The organism is Streptomyces sp. NPDC058239 (assembly GCF_042882185.1).
Lineage (GTDB): Bacteria > Actinomycetota > Actinomycetes > Streptomycetales > Streptomycetaceae > Streptomyces.
The window spans coordinates 1-21,455 of the sequence record NZ_JBHVWS010000055.1 but is presented as its reverse complement, the minus strand read 5'-3'; the positions used below and the strand labels follow the sequence as shown (position 1 = coordinate 21,455).

At 68.7% G+C, this 21,455-nt stretch carries 17 protein-coding genes; 5 read left to right on the top strand and 12 right to left on the bottom strand.

The annotated features are described in order from the left end of the window. Positions 1-55 precede the first annotated feature (55 nt). Positions 56-1,747, top strand: a complete 1,692-nt coding sequence (locus ACFVYE_RS38025) for an ATP-binding protein (protein ID WP_389608473.1) — start codon at positions 56-58, stop codon at positions 1,745-1,747. Next, positions 1,744-2,427 carry a response regulator gene (locus ACFVYE_RS38020; RefSeq protein WP_389608472.1) on the top strand — a complete coding sequence of 228 codons (684 nt, stop codon included), beginning with the start codon at positions 1,744-1,746 and terminating at the stop codon, positions 2,425-2,427. Before ACFVYE_RS38025 ends, ACFVYE_RS38020 begins: the two co-directional genes overlap by 4 nt. Positions 2,428-2,458: 31 nt before the next feature. On the opposite strand, the gene ACFVYE_RS38015 is transcribed toward ACFVYE_RS38020, so the two are convergent. The 6 genes from ACFVYE_RS38015 to ACFVYE_RS37990 all read right to left on the bottom strand — a co-directional run bounded on the left by ACFVYE_RS38015 (position 2,459) and on the right by ACFVYE_RS37990 (position 9,223). After that, positions 2,459-4,051: a cation acetate symporter gene (locus ACFVYE_RS38015; RefSeq protein ID WP_383965389.1), complete on the bottom strand. Its 1,593-nt coding sequence runs from the start codon at positions 4,049-4,051 to the stop codon at positions 2,459-2,461. Next, entirely contained in the window at positions 4,048-4,491 is a 444-nt protein-coding gene (locus ACFVYE_RS38010; RefSeq protein ID WP_383965456.1) for a DUF485 domain-containing protein, read from the bottom strand. Before ACFVYE_RS38010 ends, ACFVYE_RS38015 begins: the two co-directional genes overlap by 4 nt. Positions 4,492-4,621: 130 nt before the next feature. Next, positions 4,622-5,299 (bottom strand): response regulator, encoded by a 678-nt coding sequence (locus ACFVYE_RS38005; protein WP_389608471.1) that lies wholly within the window; start codon positions 5,297-5,299, stop codon positions 4,622-4,624. Beyond that, positions 5,296-6,459: a sensor histidine kinase gene (locus ACFVYE_RS38000; protein ID WP_383965385.1), complete on the bottom strand. Its 1,164-nt coding sequence runs from the start codon at positions 6,457-6,459 to the stop codon at positions 5,296-5,298. Before ACFVYE_RS38000 ends, ACFVYE_RS38005 begins: the two co-directional genes overlap by 4 nt. Further along, a complete protein-coding gene (locus tag ACFVYE_RS37995; protein WP_389608470.1) occupies positions 6,456-6,974 on the bottom strand; it encodes a DUF1453 domain-containing protein in 519 nt (172 codons plus the stop codon). The genes ACFVYE_RS38000 and ACFVYE_RS37995 overlap by 4 nt, the downstream gene beginning before the upstream one ends. Before the next feature lie 128 nt (positions 6,975-7,102). After that, positions 7,103-9,223 (bottom strand): type IIA DNA topoisomerase subunit B, encoded by a 2,121-nt coding sequence (locus tag ACFVYE_RS37990; RefSeq protein ID WP_383965380.1) that lies wholly within the window; start codon positions 9,221-9,223, stop codon positions 7,103-7,105. A gap of 433 nt (positions 9,224-9,656) precedes the next feature. Here ACFVYE_RS37990 and ACFVYE_RS37985 point away from each other — a divergent pair, with 433 nt between their 5' ends. After that, a complete protein-coding gene (locus tag ACFVYE_RS37985) occupies positions 9,657-9,890 on the top strand; it encodes a hypothetical protein (protein WP_024489001.1) in 234 nt (77 codons plus the stop codon). Positions 9,891-9,990: 100 nt separating this feature from the next. On the opposite strand, the gene ACFVYE_RS37980 is transcribed toward ACFVYE_RS37985, so the two are convergent. The 6 genes from ACFVYE_RS37980 to ACFVYE_RS37955 form a co-directional block, all read right to left on the bottom strand. Beyond that, positions 9,991-10,821, bottom strand: coding sequence for a S1 family peptidase (locus ACFVYE_RS37980; RefSeq protein ID WP_389608469.1), 831 nt, complete (start codon positions 10,819-10,821; stop codon positions 9,991-9,993). A 131-nt stretch (positions 10,822-10,952) separates the two neighbouring features. Further along, on the bottom strand, positions 10,953-12,500 hold the full coding sequence (locus ACFVYE_RS37975; protein WP_114249338.1) for an RNA polymerase sigma factor: 1,548 nt from the start codon (positions 12,498-12,500) through the stop codon (positions 10,953-10,955). A 324-nt stretch (positions 12,501-12,824) separates the two neighbouring features. Next, complete coding sequence (locus ACFVYE_RS37970; RefSeq protein ID WP_383965373.1) at positions 12,825-13,712, bottom strand: FadR/GntR family transcriptional regulator; 888 nt, start codon at positions 13,710-13,712, stop codon at positions 12,825-12,827. 160 nt (positions 13,713-13,872) lie between these two features. Continuing rightward, a complete protein-coding gene (locus tag ACFVYE_RS37965; RefSeq protein ID WP_383965371.1) occupies positions 13,873-15,636 on the bottom strand; it encodes an ATP-binding cassette domain-containing protein in 1,764 nt (587 codons plus the stop codon). A 112-nt stretch (positions 15,637-15,748) separates the two neighbouring features. Further along, complete coding sequence (locus tag ACFVYE_RS37960) at positions 15,749-16,513, bottom strand: NUDIX domain-containing protein (RefSeq protein ID WP_383965368.1); 765 nt, start codon at positions 16,511-16,513, stop codon at positions 15,749-15,751. A gap of 418 nt (positions 16,514-16,931) precedes the next feature. Next, positions 16,932-18,230: a DUF4192 domain-containing protein gene (locus ACFVYE_RS37955; protein ID WP_383965365.1), complete on the bottom strand. Its 1,299-nt coding sequence runs from the start codon at positions 18,228-18,230 to the stop codon at positions 16,932-16,934. A gap of 111 nt (positions 18,231-18,341) precedes the next feature. Between ACFVYE_RS37955 and ACFVYE_RS37950 the strand changes: the two genes are divergently transcribed. Continuing rightward, positions 18,342-20,513, top strand: coding sequence for a RecQ family ATP-dependent DNA helicase (locus tag ACFVYE_RS37950; RefSeq protein ID WP_389608468.1), 2,172 nt, complete (start codon positions 18,342-18,344; stop codon positions 20,511-20,513). A gap of 216 nt (positions 20,514-20,729) precedes the next feature. Next, complete coding sequence (locus ACFVYE_RS37945; RefSeq protein WP_383969990.1) at positions 20,730-21,368, top strand: hypothetical protein; 639 nt, start codon at positions 20,730-20,732, stop codon at positions 21,366-21,368. Positions 21,369-21,455 lie beyond the last annotated feature (87 nt).

Here is a 21,455-nt window from a genome sequence, read left to right as displayed (position 1 = left end):
CGGAAAGTGGAAGGGAATTTCGGAAAGCACCGGAATGTCCTCTACCGTTCATACGATGAGAGCCGTACCGCCCACCGCCAGGAGAGCACGCCGACTCGGCTGGCCGCAGCGGGTCTTCTCCCAGGTCCTGCTGATGCAGCTGGCCATCGCCACCGGTGTCACCGTACTCGCCACCGGCCTCTTCCTGGCACCCCTCAGCGCACAGCTCGACGATCAGGCGATGCGCCGTGCACTCGCCATCGCGCAGAGCACGGCGGCCCAGCCGCAGATCGCGGAGTCGCTGCTCTCCACGGCCCCGGCCCCCACCGGGCCCGTACAGACCGCGGCCGAGCGGATCAGACGCGCCACCGGCGCCGAGTACATCGTCGTCATGGACCGGCGCGGGGTGCGCTGGTCGCACACCGATGCCGACCAGATCGGCAAGGTCGTTTCCACCGACCCGAGCGACGCGCTCGCGGGCCGGAACGTCATGGAGATCGACAGCGGCACGCTCGGCCGCTCGGCCCGCGGGAAGGTGCCGCTGCGCGACGGGACGGACCGCATCGTGGGCGCGGTCTCCGTCGGGATCGCGTACGACAGTGTCCGCGCCCGGCTCCTCGCGGCGATTCCCGGGCTGTTCGCCTACGCGGGCGGGGCGCTCGCTATCGGGGCGTTGGCCGCCTATCTGATCTCCCGACGCCTCCAGCGGCAGACCCATGACCTCGCCTTCTCCGATATCTCCGCGCTGCTGACGGAGCGCGAGGCGATGCTGCACAGCATCCGGGAAGGAGTCGTGGCACTCGACCGGACCGGCCGCATCCGGCTCCTGAACGACGAGGCGCAGCGGCTGCTCGGACTCGGCCCCGATGCCGCGGGCCGCCCTCTCGACGCAGTGCTCGGCCAGGGGCGGACCGCCGATGTACTGGCCGGCCGGGTGGTCGGCGACGATCTGCTGACGGTGCAGGGCACCCGGGTCCTGCTGGCCAACCGGATGCCGACCGACGACGGCGGCGCCGTCGCCACCCTCCGCGACCGCACGGAACTCGAACATCTCGGCCGCGAACTCGACTCCACCCGAGGCCTGATCGACGCGCTGCGGGCCCAGGACCACGAGCACGCCAACCGGATGCACACCCTCCTGGGGCTGCTGGAGCTGGACATGCACCAGGACGCCATGGAGTACGTCACCGAGATCGTCGGCGTCCACCGGGCAACGGCCGAGCAGGTCACCGAGAAGGTGCACGACCCACTGCTGGCCGCGCTCCTGGTCGGCAAGGCCACGGTCGCGGCGGAACGCGGCGTCGCGCTCCGCATGGCCCCCGGGACCCTGCTCCCGGACCGGCTGGTGGACCCTCGCGGGCTGGTCACCGTCGTCGGCAATCTCGTGGACAACGCACTGGACGCGGCGGCCGGAGGGGATGGCGCCCTGATCGAGGTGGGCCTGCGCGCCGAGGGCCGTACCGTGGTACTGCGGGTCCGCGACAGCGGCCCCGGCGTTCCGCACGGGCAACGCGAATCGATCTTCACGGAGGGCTGGTCGACGAAGGAACTCCCGGCGCACGGCAAGCGCGGCCTGGGCCTTGCACTGGTGCGGCGGCTGGCGGAACGGCAGGGTGGCGGAGTCACTGTCGACGGGGCCGCGGACGGTGGCGCCGAGTTCACCGTCGTACTGCCGGAAGCCTTGGCCGCCCCGGAGATGACGGACCCTGAAATGGCTGAACGGGAAATGACCGAACCGAAAACCGGCATCGCGGGAGAGACTCAGTGATCGAGGTCCTGGTCGTGGACGACGACATCCGGGTCGCGAAGGTCAATGCGGCCTATGTCTCCAAGGTGCCGGGATTCCGGGTGGCCGCCCAGGCGCACTCCGCCGCCGAGGCACTCGCCACGATCGAGGGACAGCGTGTGGATCTGGTCCTGCTGGACCACTACATGCCCGACCGCAACGGTCTGACGATGGTGCGTGAGCTGCGCAGGCTCGGTCACCACACCGACGTGATCATGGTGACGGCGGCGCGCGACGTCGCCACCGTCCAGGAGGCCATGCGACATGGCGCGCTGCAGTACCTGGTGAAGCCGTTCACCTACGCGGGGCTGCGTACCAAGCTGGAGGCGTACGCAACTCTGCGCCACACCCTCGAAGGCGGCGGTGAGGCGGAGCAGGGTGAGGTGGACCGGCTCTTCGGCGCCCTGTGGGCGGCGGGTGAACCCGACCTGCCCAAGGGCCACTCACCGACTACGGCGGAGCTGGTCAAACATGCACTCCGGAGCGCCGAAGGGCCGCTCTCCGCGCAGGAGATCGCGGAGAGCGCCGGGATGAGCCGGCAGACTGCCCAGCGCTATCTGAAGCTCCTGGAAAGGACCGGCAGGGTGCGGCTGACACTGCGGTACGGCGAGACGGGCCGCCCGGAACACCGCTACACCTGGTCCACCGGCGGGCAGGCCTGAGAGATCCGGTCCGCACGGTGCACACGCGCGGTTACGCCGCCCCTGCCCCGGTCAGCGCACGGACCTCGGTCTCCGCATGTTTGGCGGCGTCGGGCGGCTCGGTGGACGTGAGCGTTCCGATCCAGCCGGCCAGGAAGCCCAGCGGGATGGAGACCAAGCCGGGGTTCTCCAGGGGGAAGAGCTGGAAGTCGGCGCCGGGGAAGAGCGAGGTGGAGCTGCCGGAGACGACCGGGGAGAGCAGCACGAGCAGCACGGCGGGGATCAGGCCGCCGTAGACCGACCAGACCGCTCCCCGGGTGGTGAAGTTCCGCCAGAACAGGGAGTACAGGAGCACGGGAAGATTGGCCGAAGCGGCGACGGCAAAGGCGAGCCCCACCAGGAACGCCACATTCAGGTCCTGGGCGACCAGACCGAGCCCGATGGCGGCCACCCCGATCCCCGCTGCGGCGACCCGGGCCACGGTGACCTCGCTGTACTGCTTGGAGTCAGGACGCCTGAGCGAGGCGTAGAGGTCATGGGCCACCGAGGCGGATGAGGCGAGGGTGATCCCCGCGACGACGGCAAGGATGGTCGCGAAGGCGACGGCAGCGACCACGGCGAACAGAATCGTTCCCCCGGTGGATCCTTCGCCACCACCGAGGACCAGGGCCAGCAGCGGAACCGCTGTGTTCCCCGCGGGATTCGACGCTCGTACCTCCGCCGAGCCGACCAGTGCCGCCGCCCCGAATCCAAGCACGATCGTCATCAGGTAGAAGCTGCCGATGAGCCCGATGGACCAGACGACCGAGCGGCGGGCCGCACGGGCGGTGGGCACGGTGTAGAACCTCGACAGGATGTGCGGCAGCCCCGCGGTACCGAGTACCAGGGCCAGGCCCAGGCTGATGAAGTCGATGCGTGCCGTCCAGTGTCCGCCGTACCGGAGGCCGGGCGAGAGGAACCGTCTTCCATGCCCGCTCCGTTCGGCGGCGGAGTTGAGCAGGGCATTGAAGTTGCCGTGGAAGTGGACCAGAACGAGCACGGTGAGCACGACCGCTCCCGCCATCAGCAGAACGGCCTTGACGATCTGGATCCAGGTGGTGGCACGCATCCCTCCAAGCGATACGTAGATCACCATGAGCGCCCCGACACCGATGACGGTCCAGGAACGGGCGGCGCTGCTCGTACCGCCGAGAAGCAGGGCGACCAGGCTGCCCGCACCCACCATCTGTGCGACGAGATAGAGCACGGAGACGGTGACGGACGAGGTGCCGGCGGCGATCCGGACCGGGCGCTCCGCCATCCTCGCCGCCACCACGTCGGCGAGTGTGAACCGGCCGCAGTTGCGGACCAGTTCGGCGACCAGGAGCAGGACGACGAGCCAGGCGACGAGGAACCCGACCGAGTAGAGCATGCCGTCGTAGCCGAAAAGGGCGATCAGACCGGAAATGCCGAGGAAGGATGCGGCCGACATGTAGTCGCCGGCGATGGCGAAACCGTTCTCCATGGGGGAGAACAGCCGGCCGCCCGCATAGAACTCCTCCGCCGAACCGCGTCGGTTACGGCTCACCCAGGTGGTGATGGCAAGCGTCACCGCGATGAAGGCGCTGAACAGCAGGAGCGCCAGAGTCTGGTGGTTCCCGTTCAACGCCCGATCCCCCGCGTCATCTCCTGTGTCTCCCAGCGCAGATCGAGTGCGGCCCGGTCCCTGCGCAGTCGTGCGTGACGTGCGTACGCCCCGGTGAGAAGGAACGTCGTGAGGAACTGCCCGAGCCCCGCGACCATCGCGACATTGACCGCGCCGGCCACCGGACGGGCCATCAGCCCGGGCGCGGTGATCGCGACGACGACGTAGGCGAGATACCAGACGAGGAAGGCGAGGGTGGCGGGGATGACGAACCGCCGGTACCGACGGCGCACTTCCTGGAAGGCCTCGCTGCGCTGCACCTCCAGATAGACGTCGGCCGCACTGTGGCCGCACTGCGGGTCAGCGGGCCCGGGTGGTCCGGCGGGAGCGAAGCTCCCCGCACCGTCCGGCTCGCCCCATCCGGAGGCCAGCGCGTCGTCCCACGGGTCGTCGAGGCGCATCCCTGCGGCCTCGCGCCCTGCTTCCTTCTCCACCGAACAACTCCCCTTGTCCACGGACCACTTCGGCCGTGTACCCAAGAATGGGCAGATCGGGAAGATCCCGGGCATTCATTCGCCGGTCTTCACCACTTCAGGTGAAGGTTGACCCGGGCGGCTGTGCGAGGCCCCGAACGTACGCATAGCGAACGGCCTGTGCCCGGTCGCGTACCCCGGCCTTGGCGAAGAGGTTGTTGATGTGGCTTTTCACGGTGGCCTGCGAAATCTGCAGCCTGCGGGCGATCTCCAGGTTGGACAGCCCCTCCGCGATCAGAACCAGCACTTCCAGCTCACGTGGTGTCAGGCCGTCGGGCAGTTGGGGCTCGGGGGCCGAACCGGGCAGCGGGGGCTGCGTGGTGACGCGCTCCAGCAGACGGCGCTGCACGGAAGGCGAGAGCCCGGCCTCGCCCGACAGCACAGCCTGGATGGCCCGCACGATCTCATCGCCCCCGGCGTCCTTGGTGAGATAGCCCCGGGCACCCGCCTGCAGCGCGGGGAAGAGCGAGTCGTCATCCGCGAATGTCGTGAGCACCACCACCTGGGTTCCCGGATACTCCTTGCGGATCCGCCGTGTTGCCTCCGCCCCGTCGCAACGGGGCATCCGCAGATCCATCAGAACCACGTCGGGAGCCAGCTCGGCCACGAGCGCGACGGCCTCTTCACCGTCCTTCGCCGACCCGACCACCTCGATTCCGGGCAGCAGCCCCAACAACATCACGATTCCTTCGCGCACCACCGACTGATCATCGGCGACCACGACCCGCGCGTTCACGCGGGCACCCGCAGACTCACCACGAAACCCTCCTCGCCGGGACCGGCCTCCAGCGTCCCGCCCATCAGCTCGGCCCGCTCTCTCATCCCCAGCAGACCGTATCCGGAGCCACTGGCGGCAAGCTCCTCCTCGTGTCCGTGCCCACCCGAGTCCCGGACCTCCAGGGCGATTTCGTCCGGTAGATACTCCAGCCGTACGAGGACCCTGGCCCCCGGTGCATGCTTGCGCACATTGGTCAGGGCCTCCTGTGCCACCCGCCGGACCGTCTGCGACGCCTCGGCGGTCAGCGTCCGCTGTTCCCCGAACACGCCGACCTCGGCAGGCTCCGCGGCCACCAGCTGCCGCAGGAAGTCCTCCACCGGGGTCACCTCCCCCCGGAGGGCCGACAGAGCCTGCCGGGTCTCCGCAAGCCCCCCACGCGCCATGGAGCGTGCCGCCACCACCCGCTCGAGTACCCGGTCCCGGAACTCCCCCGCGGGCTCCCGCTCGATCAGCAGTCGCGCCGCCTCCAGATGTACCAGCTGCGCCGAGAGGCTGTGAGCGAGCACGTCATGGATCTCCCGGGCGATCCTGGCCCGCTCGTCCAGGGCAGCCGTCTCGGCCTCCGCCGCGCGGGCCGCCCGCTCCTGCGCGAGAAGTCTCTGTGCGCTGCCGCGGGCCTCGGCATCCAGTCTGATCACGTAGCCCGCCAGGGAGAGGCCCGCTGTGGTCATGGCCGTGGTCAGCCAGCCGTCAGTATTGACGGCGGCGTACGCGCCGAGTGCGACGGCCGTGGTCGGGAGGCCAGCTGCGAGCGGCAGCCTCTCCAGCGCGGCAACCGCGCAACCGCACCAGAGGATCACCGCGGGCACACCGGCGCCGACCTGTTGCGCACCGAGCGCCGCCACCATCAGCAACGCCAGAAGTCCCAGCGACGGCCACAGCCGGTGTTCCAGGCTGGTCCGGAAAAACGCCCACGCGGCAACAGCACAGCCCAGAACGCCCACCAGCCCGAGCGCAACTTCCCAGGGCCCGAACCGCCCGCCGGTCAATGTGCCCCAGAACATGGCGGTGAGCAGACCCAGCCGGATGGACCAGGCGATCGCCGCCCGTGGACGGGCGCGGCTCCCCCGTGAGAGGGCTTCCCTGGACGGCCAGCTCGTCCAGATCGTGCGAGTCACACGCGGTCCTTCCACGCCGGCTGCGACGACATCCCGTCGGCAGAGCCACCGTACGCCGGACGTATCTGCCCGGCCCGCCACATCAGCACACCACTGCGCACCGCCAACGTGACCGCGAGAGCCGACAGCAGTGCGGCGCTGCCCTGATGTATACCCATCAGCGCGGCAGCCCCGTAGAGGGCCGCCCGCAGCGCCAGTCCCCCTGTCCAGACGAAGACGGTGGCCTTGGTGCCCTTGCTCCACAGCGAGCCGTCCGCCTCGCGCCACAGCCGAGAGGTCCAGCCCCAGCCGGCGCCGGTCACCAGCCCCACAGCCAGCTCTGCACCCAGGACCGCCATGGACAGCGCCTCGTGACGCGGATCCACCAGCCCGGGCTCGCGCAGCGACATGACGAGGAGGATGCCTGGCAGGATCCACCAGCGCTTGTCGTCGGAGATCCGCCGTGCCGAGCACTGGCGGACCACGACAACAGCGATGACGGCGACGATCACCAGGACATTGACGAGCCCGGACATGGCTGCCTCCGAGATACGAGAAGGTTGAACGCCTTCGACGCTACGGAAACGGCCAGGTCAGGGAATCGGCTCAGGGGTTGATCCTGGGTGGAGTCGCCGTCTCCACCCAGGGGTGGAGACGGCGACGCTCAGGCGTCGATGCGTGAGCGGTCCAGGGTGGCGGCCGAGCTGGTGATGAACTCCTTGCGCGGCGCCACCTCATTGCCCATCAGCAGATCGAAGACCTGCTCGGACGATTCCAGGTCGCCGATGTTGATCCGCCGCAGTGTGCGGTATCGGGGGTCCATCGTGGTCTCCGCCAGCTGGTCGGCGTCCATCTCGCCCAGACCCTTGTAGCGCTGGATCGAGTCCTTGTACCGGATGTTCTTCCGCTGCAGTTCCAGGAGCCGCTGACGCAGCTCGCCGTCGGAATACGTGTAGATGTACTTGTCCTGACCCTTCTTGGGCTGGACGAGCTCGATCCGGTGCAGCGGAGGTACGGCGGCGAAGACCCGACCTGCCTCGACCATGGGCCGCATGTAGCGCTGGAACAGCGTCAGCAGCAGAATGCGGATGTGCGCGCCGTCGACATCGGCGTCCACCAGCAGGACGATCTTGCCGTAGCGAGCGGCGTCGATGTCGAAGGTCCGCCCCGACCCGGCTCCTATGACCTGGATGATCGCACCGCACTCGGCGTTCTTCAGCATGTCCGAGACGGACGCCTTCTGGACATTGAGGATCTTGCCCCGGATCGGCAGCAGTGCCTGGAACTCGCTGTTCCGGGCGAGCTTGGCTGTACCGAGCGCGGAGTCGCCCTCGACGATGAAGAGTTCGCTGCGGTCGACGTCGTCGCTGCGGCAGTCGGCGAGCTTCGCCGGCAGCGAGGAGGACTCCAGCGCTGTCTTGCGACGCTGTGCGTCCTTGTGCTGGCGGGCCGCGATGCGGGTGCGCGCGGCCGCCACGGCCTTGTCCAGGACCGCCCTGGCCTGGGCCTTGGCATCACGCTTCGTCGAGGTCAGGAACGCCTTGAGTTCCTTGGCCACGACGTTGGCGACGATCCGGTTGGCCGCCGAGGTGCCGAGCACCTCCTTGGTCTGGCCCTCGAACTGCGGCTCCGCCAGTCTCACGGTGACGACCGCGGTGAGACCCTCCAGTGCGTCGTCCTTGACGATGTCGTCCTCGGCGACGCGGAGCAGCTTGGCGGAGCGCAGCGCCTCGTTGACCGTCTTGGTCACGGAGCGTTCAAATCCGGTCACATGAGTGCCGCCCTTGGGGGTGGCGATGATGTTGACGAAGGACTTGAGGTTGGTGTCGTATCCGGTGCCCCAGCGCAGGGCGATGTCGACGGCGAGTTCGCGGGTGACCTCGGTCGCCGTCATGTGTCCGCGCTCGTCCAGGACCGGCACGGTCTCCTTGAAAGTTCCCTGCCCGGTCAGGCGCAGGACGTCGCAGACCGCCTTGTCCTGGGCGAGGTACTCGCAGAATTCACTGATTCCGCCGTCGAAGCGGAAGGTCTCCTCGGTCTTGCCCTCGCCGTCGAGAGCGCGCTCGTCACGGACGACGATCGTGAGGCCGGGGACGAGAAAGGCCGTCTGCCGCGCCCGCTGGTGGAGCGTCTCAAGGTTGAGCTTGGCGTCCTTGAGGAAGATCTGCCGGTCCGCCCAGTAACGCACCCTGGTGCCGGTGCGCGCCTTAGGAACCCGCTTGCCCTTGAGCAGGCCATTGGCCGGGTCGAACGGGCTGTCGGGCCCCTGCTCGGTGAAGATCCCCGGGACTCCGCGCCGGAAGCTGATCGAGTGGGTCGCGCTGCTGCGGTCGACCTCGACGTCCAACCGGGCGGAGAGCGCGTTGACCACGGAGGCGCCGACGCCGTGCAGACCGCCCGACGCGGCGTACGAGCCGCCGCCGAACTTTCCACCGGCGTGCAGCTTGGTCATCACGACCTCGACACCGGACAGGCCCGTCTTGGGCTCGACATCGACGGGGATGCCGCGCCCGTTGTCCCGGACCTCCACGGAATTGTCGTCGTGGAGGATGACCTCGATGTGATCGCAGTAGCCGCCCAGAGCCTCGTCGACCGAGTTGTCGATGATCTCCCAGAGGCAGTGCATGAGGCCGCGGCTGTCGGTGGACCCGATGTACATCCCGGGACGCTTGCGAACCGCTTCGAGCCCCTCGAGTACGAGCAGGTGCCGCGCGGTGTAGTTGGAACCGTCTCGGTCTGCTCCGGTCAGCAGCGCAGTGGACGGCACGGACGTATCGGCGGTCACGCGGTTCGCTCCTCGCTGAATTTCATTTGGGCCCAGTCGGCAACGGGCTCGGCTTCGGTCGTCGCTGAGAGGGTACCGAGGCCTGGTAGAGCGGTTGTAACGCCACCCTCCGAGAACCCTCACACTAGTCCAGCCTCGCATACACGTTCGATCCCTCGCAGGAGTGACGTGAACATCACGTTCCCTTCCAGGCATGAACCATTTAGGCTCCGGGCACGTCCTCATGAACAAACCGGCAAGCCAGCCGGGAGGATCCACCAAGACAAGCAATGCGAAACCGTAGCGCTACGCAATACGGCACATTCGCCGCCAACCGGCAACAGACAGCCATCTTGAGAAGAAGTTTCGAAGAAAAGCCACGAGCGGGAACGTTTTCGGCCTGGTTGGATGTTGACCCTGGTACGACAGCTCGTCGAGCTAGAGAAGAGGCGACGTGACTACTGTTCTGACCCCCGCGAGCCCGCTGACCGCAGCAGACCGCTGCGACCGTTGCGGCGCCCAGGCATATCTGCGCGTCGTCCTGATCAGCGGCGGTGAACTGCTCTTCTGCGCCCACCACGGTCGCAAGTTCGAGCCGGAACTCAAGAAGATCGCCGCGGAAATACAGGATGAGACGGACCGGCTGACGGCCGTACAGGCCCAAGCCGCCGAAGAGGAACAACACTGACACCTCGCATCCACGACGAGCCAGGGTCAGGTCCCGGACCTGACGGCGGGCGGCTTCCCGAATGGGGAGCCGCCCGTTCTCGTAATCGCAGTGATGTCGTTCAGCTACCGCCCGGCATCCAGCCGATCGCAGCAGAGATCCGCGTGTACACGCCGGGGCTCCCGACCTGGGCGCAGCCGTTCCCCCAGGACACCAGCCCGATGAGCCGCCCACGGGCCACCAGCGGCCCGCCGCTGTCGCCCTGGCATGCGTCGTGCGCACCCAGCAGTTCGCCCGCACAGAGCATCGCTGAGGCGTCGTACGTACCGTCTCTGCCGCCCGGGTAGGCCTGCCGGCACAGGCTGTCCGGCAGGACGCTCACTTCGGCGGAGCGGAGTGACGACGCATAGTCGCTGTTGCCGGTCGTGTCACCCCACCCGTAGACGACGGCGCCGGTACCCGGCGCGTACGCCGCGTCACCGGATTCAGCCATCGGGATCACGCTCTTGGCTGGCAGCGCGTCGGCCAGGGTGAGCACCGCCAGGTCCCCCCTGTTCGTGGCGGGGTCGAACCCCGGATTGCTCCACGCCACCTGTACCGGTGTCTCCTGCCCTCCGGTCCCGCGCAAGGCGTCCCGGCCGGAGATGACCCGCAGATCGCGCACCTCGCCGACATCGACGCCGAGCGCCTCCCGGCTCAGGCAGTGCGCAGCAGTCAGTACCTTCTTCGGCGCCACCACGACACCGCCGCAGAACTGCCCGGCGCGCGTCTCTCCGAACCGGGCGCGGCTGGACAGTGCCACAACCCAGGGGCTGTCCTTGACGTGTGCGGGCTGGCCACCGATGACGATGCTGTCCGCAACAGCCGCAGCGGGGGTTCCGAGCGGTATCGCAGCCGTGGCGGCAACAAGGGCGAACACCCCGGCCATGGCGCAAAAAACTGTACGGGACATGCACACTCCTGACTCTGTGGTGAACCATTCCCACCCAGAGTCATCCGACCCGTCGCCGACCGCACCCTCAGATAGGCCGAAGGCCCGGCTCCCCACGGGATCCGGGCCCTCGGCCTGTGTACTCCTGCGACCTAGTCGAGGTAGTCGCGCAGCACCTGCGAACGCGACGGATGGCGCAACTTCGACATGGTCTTCGACTCGATCTGACGGATGCGCTCGCGCGTCACGCCGTAGACCTTGCCGATCTCGTCCAGCGTCTTCGGCTGTCCGTCGGTGAGACCGAAGCGCATCGAGACCACGCCCGCCTCACGCTCGGAGAGCGTGTCGAGCACCGAGTGCAGCTGCTCCTGGAGGAGCGTGAAGCTGACCGCATCGGCCGGGACGACTGCCTCGGAGTCCTCGATCAGGTCACCGAACTCGCTGTCCCCGTCCTCACCCAGCGGGGTGTGGAGGGAGATCGGCTCACGACCGTACTTCTGGACCTCGATGACCTTCTCGGGGGTCATGTCGAGTTCCTTGGCCAGCTCCTCCGGCGTGGGCTCGCGGCCCAGGTCCTGGAGCATCTGACGCTGCACACGGGCGAGCTTGTTGATGACCTCGACCATGTGCACCGGGATGCGGATGGTGCGGGCCTGGTCGGCCATGGCGCGGGTGATCGCCTGACGGATCCACCAGGTGGCGTACGTGGAGAACTTGTAGCCCTTGGTGTAGTCGAACTTCTCGACCGCGCGGATCAGACCGAGGTTGCCCTCCTGGATGAGGTCCAGGAAGAGCATGCCGCGGCCGGTGTAGCGCTTGGCCAGCGAAACCACGAGACGGAGGTTGGCCTCCAGCAGGTGGTTCTTGGCGCGGCGGCCGTCCTCGGCGATAATCTCCAGTTCGCGCTTGAGCTTCGGCGCGAGTTTGTCGGAGTTCGCCAGCTTGTCCTCGGCGAACAGACCGGCCTCGATGCGCTTGGCGAGCTCGACCTCCTGCTCGGCGTTGAGGAGGGGAACCTTGCCGATCTGCTTCAGGTAGTCCTTGACCGGGTCGGCGGTGGCGCCGGCGACGGCGACCTGCTGCGCAGGTGCGTCGTCCTCGTCGTCGTCGGAGAGGACGAAGCCCTTGTTCTCGCCCTCGCCCTCCTCTTCCTCGCCCTTGCCGGCCTTTACTTCTTCGGCCGCCTCGTCGCCGTCGAGGAGCTCGTCGTCCTGCTTTCCGGACTTCTTCGTTGCTGTCTTCTTGGCCGCCGTCTTCTTCACAGCGGTCTTCTTGGCAGCCGTCTTCTTGGCTGCCGCTTTCTTCGCAGGGCCGGCCGCGGCGGCGTCGTCAGCCACCACGTCCACGGTCTCTGCCGACGGGGCGGCAGTCGCCGCGACGGTCCTGGTCACGGTCGTCTTGGCCGCGACAGTCTTGGTGGCGGTGCGCTTGACCGGGCTCTTTGCTGCGACGCTCTTGCGGGCACGCTTTGACGGCTCCGCGGCACTGACCATCAGCGTCACACCCTCTTCCTCGAGGATCTGGTTGAGGCTGCGCAGAACATTCTTCCACTGGGTTGGCGGAATCTGGTCAGCCTCGAAGGCCCGACGCACGTCATCGCCGGCGATCTGCCCATCAGCCTTTCCCCGCTCGATGAGCGCCATCACAGACTCGGACTCGGCGATCTCCGGCGGGAGCGTACGGGATGTGCTGGCCGACACGAACAACCTCTCGGAACGATGGAAACGGCTTCCGGCCCGGCCCTGGAGAGGGCTGGAGCCGACGACCGTCGGGCTGGGAATGTACCGACGGCGCGGGTTTGGCCTCAGAACTGCACAGCGCACTGAATGGCTGCTGTATTCCTTCCGCGGCGGTCACCTCTTAAGTCATCGCACTGTTTCGAGGAGTGTTACGCCCAATCCGCGTGGCCCGAGTCACACCTCATTTGCGACGAACGTGACCAGAGGTGTCATCCCCCCACAATTGTGCCGCCGGACCGCTGGGGCCCGGCGACACGTGGTTCGTACACCCTGGACGTGTTGCGCTCAGTGCTCGCGGGGCGCGGGCACCACCCGCTCCACCTCGGGGTGGACGACGAGCAGTTGACGCATGGCAGCTTCGGCGCCGGCCGAGTCGCCGGATGCGAGGGCATCGACGATCCGAGCATGGTGGCCGAGGGATGTCTCGCTGGGACGGTCGCAGCCCGTGACGGGACCGCCCGAGACCTGCAGGGCCGCCGAGACGATGCCGGAGAGGTGCTCAAGCATGCGATTGCCCGCCGCCTGGATGAGCAGGGAGTGGAACTCCGCATCTGCCCGGGAGCAGGTGATCCCGTCGCCCTGTCCGAGCGCGTGCCCCATGATCTCGACCATGTCACTGAGGCGCTGCTGGATGTCCTCACGGCCGTGACCTGCGGCGAGACGGGCAGCGAGCGGCTCGATCGTCCACCGGAGCTCCCCCAGCTCACGGCGCTGATCCTCGCGCTGAGGGCCGAAGGCACGCCATTCGATGATGTCGGGGTCCAGCAGATTCCAGTCACTGACGGGGCGGACCCGGGTGCCCACATTGGGCCGGGCGCTGACCAGGCCTTTGGCCTCAAGAACGCGCAGCGATTCACGTACGACGGTGCGGGAGACCTCGAAACGCTGACCGATCTCTTCCGGCACGAGGGGGCGGTCGGCGCCCAGATCGCCGGAGACGATCATCTGGCCCAGCTGCTGAACGAGTTGGCCGTGGAGGCCGCGGCCGCGGCTGGCTGAGCCCCGTCGGCTCGCCCGGCCGAGCTCGGCATCGGGACCGTCCCAGGGGCGAAGAGCGGCACGCTCGCCGGCCGGCACCTCCGCATACGGGTAGCGGTCGAGTTCACCCGGGCCGGCGAGGCCGGAGTCGGCGGAGCGGGCGGCGGTCATCATGGTGTGCGCAAGGGTACTCACGCATCCTTTGTCGGCGCGGCCCAGCCGACCCTTGAGGTCTTTGGTGAAAAGCACACGAAAGGGTGATCGGCACCCACCCCCCAATTGACGCCTTATTGGTTGAAATCGGGCACCTCCAAGGAAGTTGCGAGGCTCGGAGCGATCCGCCGGCGCCCTGCGATCACCAACGGACCCTGCCGCGAAGGCTGGTGAACAGATACGCGCAGATCAGGACCGACAACGACAACGACAACGCAGCCCCCACAGGGTGTGCCACCACGCGCACGACTGCCGCCACCCATCGGTCCGTCTCCTGTGGCCAGCGCGGCCACACCAGCTCGCGGAGCCTGACTGGAAGCCCGACAACCGGACGAGAGGCCGGCCCCGCCGGCAAGCCCTGGACAATCGGCACGACGAGCACAGGAACGGCAAGTACCGCAGCGATACCGGCCGTCGTCACTCTGAAGACTCCGGCGGCCAGGAGGCCCGCCCAGGCACAGCCCACTGTCAGCCCCGCCCAACTCGCGCTCAGATACACCGAATTCGAAGGAACCTTGATCTCGTCGCCGTACACGAGGTGAAGGGCTTCGGCGGAGGCCACCACGACAGCCAGAGCGAGCGCCAGGGCGACGCCCGCTGACACCACGAGCTTGGCAAGAAGCAGCCCCAAGCGGCGGGGAACGGCGCCTCGGCCCGCCGCCAGCGCGGGGTAGCGGAACTCGTCGCCGAACGAGAGCGCGCCGACCAGTCCGGCCCCGACCGCTGCGGGCGGCAGTGGCAACAGCGACGGCCAGGCCGCCAACACCTTCGGCAGTTGAGCATGGCCGGAGCGGGCGAGGAGGACGGAAAGCCCGACCGAGGCGACCAGAACAGCACCCACGATCAAGGTTGTTGTTCTGACCCCGAGGAGGCGGCGCAGTTCGTATCGCAGCGGGTGGAGCGGGCCACGGGGCGGGCGTCGCCGGATCGGCGGCGACAGTTCCGGGCCGGCCGCCCGCGCGGCCGGTCGCGGTTCGGCTTGCCCTTCGCCTTCGCCGACAGCAGGATCTGCGGCATCTGCAGGTTCCGTGGGACCGGTGTCGCCGACCTCGTCGGCGAGCCGGTGCACCGGAAGCCCGTGCCGGAATGCCGCGTCACCGATCTCCGCGCAGGTGGAGCCGTACACGGAGAGGAGGCTGCTTGCTTCGGTGACCACCTCGACCGAACGCCTGGCCGCTCGGGCCTCGCGGCTGACGACGGCGGCAAGGCGGGCCGCGTGTGGGCTGCGGACCGCGACCCGGGGGCGGAGCCGGGTCCGGGAGAAGTCCCTGACGCTCTGGTCGGCGACGAGACGTCCGCCGTCGATGGTGACCACATGGTCGGCTGCTCGCGCGGCCTCCTTGGGATCGGTCGTGGTGTACAGAACGGTCCCACCCTGGGCGGCATGAGCCTGCAGCAGCCCGTGCAACCAGCACTCCTCGCGCAGAGAGAGACCTTCGGCGGGGTCGTCGAGGATGAGCGTGTGCGGGTCGCCGAGCAGCGCCGAAGCGAGGGCGAGCAGGCGGTCCATGCCGAGCGAGAGTGTGCCGATGCGCTGGTCCCGGAGTCCGGCAAGACCGACGGCCTCGAGCAGTTCGTCGGCCCGGGACGCCGGTACGCCTGCGGCGGCGCAGAGCATGCGGAGCTGGCCGCGGGCGGTACGGGCGGGGTGACCCGGCACGTCCCCGAGGAGTACGCCCACCTCACGCGCGGGGTGCGGGATGCGGTGCAGCGGTCTGCCCCGGAAGTAGGTGACCCCCCGCCCCGAGTCGAGTTCGAGCATCAGGCGGAGGGCTGTGGTCTTGCCCGAGCCGGGGACGCCCAGAAGTGCGGTGACGTGGCCGGGCCGGGCTTCGAAGGTGAGATCGTCCACGGCGGCCGGAAGGCCACGGCGGCGGGCGCTGGTGAGTCCGATGGCCTGGAGCATCGCTTCTCTCGCGGAAGGTGAGACCGCTCGGCGGCAGGGAGGGTACCGCAGCAAGATAACGCGACATATCCGACTTTTTGTGCAGCACCGACCTTGCGGGCGTTCCGCAAGGTCAGACTTCTGGCCTCAGCATCGGCGGGTTGAGCACTGTGGCCGCACCGGCCCGGAAGAGCTGGGCAGGGCGGCCGCCCTGCCGAGTGGTCGTCCCGCCGGCAGGCACCAGGAAGCCGGGCGTGCCTGTCACCTTGCGGTGAAAGTTCCGCGGGTCGAGAACCACGCCCCACACCGCCTCATACACCCTCCGAAGCTCACCGACCGTGAAGGCCGGCGGGCAGAAAGCGGTGGCCAGAGAGGAGTACTCGATCTTGGAACGCGCCCGTTCGACACCGTCGGCAAGGATCTGCGCATGATCGAAGGCCAGTGGGGCCTGGTTTTCGCCCTCATGGCCGAAGCCACCCTCCGGTCCGAGCAGATCCTCGACCGGCGCCCAACGCGCACTGTTCGCATCGCCACCCGCCCGGGGAGCCGGAAGATCAGGGGCCAGAGCGAGGTGAGCGACGCTGACAACCCTCATCCGGGGGTCACGCCCGGGGTCGCCGTAGGTGGCGAGCTGTTCGAGATGGGCGCCGTTGCCGACCGCCGGGGCTGCGGGATCCTGGGCGCACAGGCCGGTCTCCTCGACGAGCTCGCGCGCTGCTGCGGCTCCGAGATCCTCATCGGCTTTGACGAACCCGCCGGGCAGCGCCCATCGGCCCTGGTACGGCGGCTCACCGCGGCGTACCACCAGCGCGCAGAGCGCATGACGGCGCACCGTGAGCACGACCAGGTCGACGGTGACAGCGAAGGGCGGGAAGGTCGACGGGTCGTAGGGCGGCATGCGGTGATCATAGTCGTCTGCCTGACGATAAACACTCCCTTCGCCGTGCTCTTCGTCCGTCATGACGCCGGATTCCTCGCTGTGGCCCCGGCCCGCTCACCGGCCGGGAATCTTCAGGGCACCGGCCATGGACGCCCTGGAGATCACCGAGTCCGCGCACCATGGCGACTCCTGTCCGCCGTCCCCGCAGCATGGGGGGCGAACCGCGGCCGGTCTTTGAGTCGGCACCGACTTCGCCACAGTGGGCCGTGTACCCCCTCAAACCGGTGTCGTACGGAGCACCGGCCGCCCACACCGCCGCAGCACCCAGGCCGCCCTCGCAGCCTCCGGCGACGGCCCTCGACGACGACAGCCCGGGGCGCTGCCGGCCCCCGTCAGGCGGGGACAACTGCTGGGTCGGAGCGACGAGGCACGAGGGTCATCGACCGCTCCTGGACCCACGACGGCTGGGGGAGGCCTGCCTTGGCCGGCGTCGGGTGGTGGCCGTTTCAGGGCGGGCGGAGCCGGATGGGGTCTTCCTTCGCCGTGCAGCGGTCGGGCGTGCCGTGCGGGACCGCGTGGTCCGGTCAGTACGGTGGCCGCGTCGGCCCGTCCGAGCACTGCGCTCCCCCCGTAGACAGCGGCGCAGCGTCTCCGGATCAAGGCCTTGGTTGCACGCCTCATGGAGAAGTTGAGCAAAGGTGTACCCGGGATCCACCCGCAGGGCGAGACCCAGCGCGACCCGTGCGCCCGGTTCATCGCCCGTCGACCAGGAGACCCACCCGGCCAGGGTCAGCGGCGCCGCGGCGTGCTCCTCGTACGGTGCGACGCAGCGACGGGACAGCGCCCGCCAGAGTCGCAAAGCGGAATCGGCTTCGGGCCCTTCCATCCATTCGGCGGCCTTGTCACGGGTTTCCCGGTCCTGCAGACCGAGGATCACCGCAGCGGCCTCATCATGACTGATCAGCCGGTCGTCATTGATGTCCGACGCGGAGGGCACCGTGACCGGCGCCTCCCTGAGGCGTTTCATGAGCCTTCGGGCAAGCCCCAAGGTCTCTCGGGCCACGTCCTTGCGTCCCACCTCGTCGAGGATCTTCGGCACCAGCTCGGCCCCGGCCGAGTCGAGTGCCCGTTGCTGTTCTGCAGCCGCCGTCGTGTTCAGGGGTGCAAGCCTGGCCTCCATCTCCCGAAGCGTTCCGCGCACTTGAATGCCCGCGTATGCGGCGGCAGCCGCCATCACCGAGGTGCCGGGCAGAGCCAGTTGGTTCCCTTCGGCCGGGCAGCAACGCTCGTCCGGGCAGCAGTACGACCAGTAACGGCCGGCAGAGATGCAGAGCGCTTCGAGTACGGGTACATCGAGCGCACCGCAGGCCGTACGCAGACGCTGGGCGAGGGGCTTCAGCCGCTCCATGATCTGACTGCCGCTCTCGCCTTCGGCAGGATCCTGGCAGAGAAAGATGACGATCGCGTCGGGGCGCTCCCCGCGCCGCTCGCTCCCCTTGATCAGGCACTCGGCAAGCTGCTCGGCGACGGGTGGCCATTCTTGAGGTGACTGCGGGATGCCGAGCCTGAGCCGCCCGCCGAAACGGCCCCGGCCGCCGTGCAGGGCGACCATGACCACGCTGTCGTTCGGGTGGAACCCCATGAGATACGGGAGGGCATCAGCGAGTTCGGCAGGCCCTCGCAGAGTGATCTGCTGCTCGTCGGCCGGACCGGTGGATTCGTGGTGCTGGTTCATGGCATGACCGTCCCGCGGGCGGCCAAATTCCGCGACCCCTGTGGATAACTTTGTCCACAGGGGTCGCGGGGCCGTTCGCGGTTTGTCGTAGCCATCGGGTTGCATGGGGGCATGACCAACGCAGACCGCGCAGAGCTCAGGGCTTCAGCCGATTCCGTACTTGCCCGACTCGTCGGGGACGCCTCAGGCGCTGCACGGCTGCGGGAGGACCAGTGGCGGGCCATCGAGGCTCTCGTCGCCGACAAGCGCAGAGCCCTGGTCGTCCAGCGGACCGGCTGGGGCAAGTCCGCCGTGTACTTCGTCGCGACGTCGCTGCTCCGTGCGCAGGGCGGTGGACCGACCGTGATCGTGTCGCCGCTGCTGGCGTTGATGCGCAACCAGGTCGCGGCAGCGGCTCGGGCCGGAATCAGCGCCCGCACGATCAATTCATCCAACACCGAGGAGTGGGACACCGTCCAGGCCGAGGTGGCGGCCGGTGAGGTGGATGTGCTGCTGGTCAGCCCCGAGCGGCTCAACAATCCCGATTTCCGGGATCAGGTCCTGCCCCGGCTTGCCGCCGCGACCGGGCTGCTCGTGGTCGACGAGGCGCACTGCATTTCCGACTGGGGCCATGACTTCCGGCCCGACTACCGACGTCTGCGGACCATGTTGGCCGACCTGCCTGCCGGCGTACCCGTGCTGGCGACCACCGCCACCGCGAACGCACGGGTGACCGCAGATGTCGCTGAGCAACTGGGTACCGGCTCGGGTACGGATGCGCTCGTACTGCGTGGTCCGCTGGACCGGGAGAGCCTCAGCCTCAGCGTCCTTCAACTGCCCAATGCCGCGCACCGGCTGGCCTGGCTGGGCGATCATCTCAAGGAACTCCCCGGCTCGGGGATCATCTACACGCTGACGGTCGCGGCCGCCGAGGAGATCACCACATATCTGCGCCAGTGCGGGCACACGGTGGCGTCCTACACCGGCCGCACCGAGAATGCCGACCGTCAGCAGGCCGAGGACGACCTCCTTGCCAACCGTGTCAAGGCCCTGGTGGCAACGTCCGCGCTGGGCATGGGATTCGACAAGCCCGACCTGGGTTTCGTCGTTCATCTCGGCTCGCCTTCCTCCCCCATCGCCTACTACCAGCAGGTGGGACGCGCGGGCCGCGGAGTGGAGCATGCGGAGGTGCTGTTGCTCCCGGGCAAGGAGGACGAGGCCATCTGGCAGTACTTCGCATCGGTTGCCTTCCCTCCCGAGGAGCAGGTCCGGCGGACGATCGATGCTCTCGCCCAGGCCGGCCGTCCGCTTTCGCTGCCGGCTCTGGAGCCGTTGGTCGACCTGAGACGCACCCGGCTGGAGACCATGCTCAAGGTGCTCGATGTCGATGGCGCGGTCAAGCGGGTCAAGGGCGGCTGGATCGCCACGGGTGAGTCTTGGGTGTACGACTCCGAGCGCTACGCCTGGGTGGCCCGTCAACGGGCCTCCGAGCAGCAGGCGATGCGCGATTACGCGACGACGACCGGCTGCCGGATGGAGTTCCTGCGCCGCCAGTTGGACGACGAGCAGGCCACTGTATGCGGGCGCTGCGACAACTGCGCGGGAGCCCGCTTCGACGACCACGTGTCCGATGCGGCCCTGGACGGTGCGCGGGGCGAACTCGGCAGGCCCGGCGTGGAGGTGGAGCCCCGCAAGATGTGGCCGACCGGTCTCGCCGCCGTGGGCATCGATCTCAAGGGCCGTATTCCTGCCGGAGAACTGTCGTTCACCGGCCGCGCACTGGGCCGGCTCTCCGACATCGGCTGGGGCAACCGACTGCGCCCGATGCTGGCGGCGCAGACACCGGATGCCCCCGTGCCTGACGACGTGACCAACGCGGTGGTGAGCGTACTGGCCGACTGGGCCAAGGGGCCCGGGGGCTGGGCATCCGGGGCGGAGGACGCCGCGCCCCGACCGGTCGGGGTGGTCACCATCGCCTCGCGCAGCAAGCCTCAGCTCATCCAGTCACTCGGCAGCCGCATCGCCGAGGTCGGCCGGATGCCCCTGCTCGGCAGCGTCGCCTACGCCCCGGCGGCCGCCGGGGTACGGATCTCGCAGACCAACAGCGCACAGCGGGTCCGGGCTCTGCACGAAGCACTGGTTGTGGAGCCCGAGCTGGCCGACGCCTTGGCCGCGGCGGGTGGTCCCGTGCTGCTTGTGGACGATCTCTCGGACACCGGCTGGACACTGGCCGTGGCCGCGCGGCTGCTCCGCCGGGCCGGGGCGCAGGGAGTGTTTCCGCTGGTCCTTGCCGTTCAGGCGTGACAGGAAGCGTCATCCAGGCACTGCGTGGGCAGGGATATCAGAGTCATTCCGGCTGATTCCCGTCAGTTGTGCCAATTGCTCGTTGCCGCCTGCCGATACGCCAGCAAGAATTGGACTCGCTCCCCGCACGCCCTTTCGCGGCCCGGAAGGGCTGTGCCGCGGTGCGCCCTCACCCGACCCTGCCCGCACCGTGGGCGCGTATGCGAAGGGAGGATCGTGACCTTCGGATTCGCTCCGTCCGCAGCCACTTCGATGTCGGCGTCCTCGGCATCCGCCGATTCCGCCAACCGCCTTGCCAGGATGCTCGAACCAGCCGAGTGGGCCGAAGCGGGCATACCGTTGCTGCGCAGCCCCCGTGAGGTTGTCAGCGGCCTGCACGCCCGGCACCGGCCGACCCCGGCGACGGCTGTCGTCGCCGTACTCGACCATGAGGAACGCCTCACGGCCAGCGCCTCGTTCGCCCGCCGCTCCATAGCCGCGGACGGCTGGGAGTTCCGCAACGCGCTCCTGGCGCATCTGCGGCGGGTCATCCCGCACGACCTGCGCCGCCGCACACCTGTCCGTACCGCAGTCCTGCTCTACTGCCGCGAGGGCGACGAGCGTTGGACGGAGGAGGATGGAGCATGGATGTGGGGCCTGCGGGACGCCTGCACATTGCACGGCCTTCGGTGCGGCGCGTACATCACGCTGACCCACGGCGGCTGGCAGGTGCTGGGCGAGGGCCGGGGCGGGCGTCGACCCAGCTCGACATCACAGCCGTCCGCTCTTGCCGACACATCGCTCGACCACGATCCGGTCCCGCTGCGCACCGGCGGCGGTGCGGCTCAGGCGCTACGACGCACCGCGGCACGCTGACCCGTGGTGACCCGGCAGCCCTGTCGGGCAGCCCGGGGCCCCCCGCCCCGGGTGCCCCCACGGGGAGTAGGCCGCGGCCGGGTGGGT